The organism is Okeania sp. SIO2F4, assembly GCF_010672385.1.
In the GTDB taxonomy this organism is placed as follows: Bacteria; Cyanobacteriota; Cyanobacteriia; order Cyanobacteriales; family Microcoleaceae; genus Trichodesmium.
The window spans coordinates 1-2,443 of sequence record NZ_JAAHGT010000396.1; the positions used below are offsets into that span (position 1 = coordinate 1).

Annotated in this window: 2 protein-coding genes; both read left to right on the forward strand. The window is 30.7% G+C overall.

From position 1 onward, the window contains the following. Window positions 1–806 precede the first annotated feature (806 nt). Complete coding sequence (locus F6K22_RS22735) at window positions 807–1,667, forward strand: hypothetical protein (RefSeq protein ID WP_293103053.1); 861 nt, start codon at window positions 807–809, stop codon at window positions 1,665–1,667. Between the two features lie 165 nt (window positions 1,668–1,832). Next, entirely contained in the window at window positions 1,833–2,123 is a 291-nt protein-coding gene (locus tag F6K22_RS22740; protein WP_293103056.1) for a hypothetical protein, read from the forward strand. The last annotated feature ends 320 nt before the right edge of the window (window positions 2,124–2,443 follow it).

Sequence of the window (2,443 nt, forward strand, 5' to 3'; positions counted from 1 at the left end):
TCATGCATTCAAAAGTCATGCATTAAGATTTTATATACTCGAAACTTTTATGCCACAGTAATTTCAGGAAATTATTTCACATAGGGGGTTGGAAACTATTTGTGACATCTTTAAAGTGAATTGGTATTAAGATTTTCAAATACACCATTCCACAGAGTTCATCCCAAATTCACATCGGCAAACCAAGTATCATTTCAGCGATCAGTTATCAGTTATTCTTATACCAAATTCATGCATAGGCTGTTACATTCATTCTTTGTGATTTATTCCTACAGTTTAATACTTTATGGCTTGCATTCATTGTCACTCATTAAAGTTTTTTCCTCCATTTTTTGTCTATTTATCTTTCCTGATTCCGGCGTTCCCTATCTCCTTTTACTTGTTCTGTCACGCTCTGCAATATTTTATGAAAATGGTATTAGCTTCCTGTAGGGGAAGTGCTTTAATATACTAATCCCATAAGATTTGTGAGAAAAAACTGTAGGGGTTTGGTTTCTAAATCCCATTTTTACTTGGGTGCGCAGACCAAACCCAGCATTGATAAAATATTACAACATAAGTACGGATTGTTATAGTACCTCATGCTGAAGTTATAAACTTGAAATGGGATTTTTTTTGATTTACTATTCTCCTATAAAGAGGAATATTTAGACCTTATTTATTGGTTGATTTTTCTGACATAATTACCTCCAGATGAATTTTTAAATTATCTTATTTTCTATAATTAGAGAATAACTACTCTTTAATTTAAGAGTGTTAATTGATTACAGCTAACAGTTAGTTAAAATCCCAAATTTTCATTAACTATGAAGTATGCATATAAATATCTCAGTCCCTCTGATTTTTCTCGTATAAATCAAGATTTTTGTGGAATAAATGGTGTCGATATATTGACTGAAAATGCTAAGAGGGTTGGAATAATTTGTTTAAGGGTTATCCAGATTTACCAGGAAACGAAAAATAATATTGGTAGGGAAAAATCTAATCTTAAAATATGGGTTAGAGAACAAAAAATTTCTGCTAGAAAAATTAGGTATAAAGGTGAATCTAAAACAAGAGCTTCTATCAATGCTTCAATTAGTAACATAAACGATCTAGTATTGAATGATATTGATTCAATGCTTGTTGTAATAGATTCCAATACAAATTTAGTCAAGCAATGTTTGAAGAAATGTCTAGACTACATAAAAATGTCAGATATAAAAAGCTATGAAGCTACTTATATAGAAGAACAACAGCAGCAAAAAGAATACAAGTCGCTTAAAAAAGCCAGAACAAATTTGTATAGAACTGTAGTAGCTATTCCAATACTTGCTATTGTTTTTGTTGCCAAAACTACTATTAATTTATTCCTCTCAATATTATTTGTAATTTTAGTTTCTGTAATATGGGGAATTATTGCATTTTACATGATAAAGCGTTTAACTAAAAGAATAAAAAAATTTGAGAATGTTCAGTCTTCTGTTGGAGAGCTAAAAATAAATAAGGCTATAGAAGAGCAAGATTCAATTGATTTGCTTTCAGAATTAAATGATGAATCTGAAGATAAAGTCGTTAAAGATGAGCGAGAATCTGATACTTCTGAAATGTATCTGATTAATGAGTTGGCGAGAAAATTAAAAGAAGGTAAGCATTCAGCTAGCTCGCAGTCAGCTTTCAGCTTTTAGCAATGAAAATGAACGATGTAGCTCCATAGACTTTTTAGGTTAACTGATGGACTTTTACAGTAACTTTTAATTAGCATGAAATCTCGCTTATTACTTTTTCCTCTTTTAAAGGTAATGAAGCTGTTAACGTAGTTCCTCCGCAGGAGGCTGAGAGCTGACCGCTGAATGCTTACAAAAGAAGAGTATCTTATTCTTGAGAATGCTTGCTTGAATTTTAATATGGATGCTAATAACTGGGTAGATTTAGGTGAAGAAATACATAAGGGTTTAGATGAGACAAGTAATTTGCAGAAAAATCATCTTGAAAGTCAACCAAGAAGCAGTGATAAGATTTCAGATAGATATACTCTCAAGGATTTCAAGTCAAGGTTCTCAAATTTTCAGGAAGCTAAAGAGTTTTATGGTATATCCGCTAAAGGATGGCAAGCATTAGTAGATAAGTTAAATAACCAATAATAGTTCTTTTGCTAAAAATTCTAATCCTTCGAGAATCTGATACTTCTGAAATGTATCTGATTAATGAGTTGGCGAGAAAATTAAAAGAAGAGTATCTTATTTTTGAGAATGCTTGCTTGAATTTTAATTTAATATAGATCCTAATAACTGGGTAGATTTAGCTGAATAAATACATAAGGGTCGAAGTGAAATTAATAATTTGCAGCAAAATTATCTGGAAAATGATAATATTTATTTCAGATAGATATACTGTAAAAGATTTCAAGTCAAGATTCTCAAATTTTCAGGAAGCTAAAGAGTTTTATGGTATATCTGCTAAA

Coding starts and splice junctions, on each gene's coding strand:
- F6K22_RS22740 (WP_293103056.1), top strand. CDS start 1,833: ATGCTTACAAAAGAAGAGTATCTTATTCTTGAGAATGCTTGCTTGAAT.
- F6K22_RS22735 (WP_293103053.1), top strand. CDS start 807: ATGAAGTATGCATATAAATATCTCAGTCCCTCTGATTTTTCTCGTATA.